The 380-nt window shown below is 69.2% G+C and carries 1 protein-coding gene; it reads left to right on the top strand.

Annotated features, from left to right (window positions below):
• Positions 1 to 380, top strand: a 380-nt coding sequence (locus tag AC3A35_RS27930) for an ABC transporter permease subunit (RefSeq protein WP_487439815.1), incomplete at both ends; no start/stop codon positions are given.

Here is a 380-nt window from a genome sequence, read left to right as displayed (position 1 = left end):
GCCTTCCTCGGCCTGTTGCTGATCGCCCCGCTGGTGATGCCGCCGTTCTACGTGACGCTGCTCAACTACATCGGCCTCTACGCCATGGTCGCGCTCGGCCTGGTGCTGCTGACCGGGGTGGGGGGCTTGACCAGCTTCGGCCAGGCCGCCTTCGTGGGCCTGGGCGCCTACACCACCGGCGTGCTCACCACCGCCACCGAGCTGCCCGGCTACCTGGCCTGGCTGGGCGGTTCGCCCTGGCTCGCGCTGGTGGTCGGGCTGGTGTTCACCGCCACGGTGGCGATCGTGCTCGGTTCGCTCACGCTGAAGCTCTCCGGCCACTTCCTGCCGCTGGGCACGATCGCGTGGGGGATCTCGCTCTACTTCCTGTTCGGCACCAT

Source organism: Azoarcus sp. Soil_N_20 (genome assembly GCF_057656155.1).
Note: the sequence above shows the minus strand (reverse complement) of the source record. Positions and strands in the feature narration are given on the sequence as shown.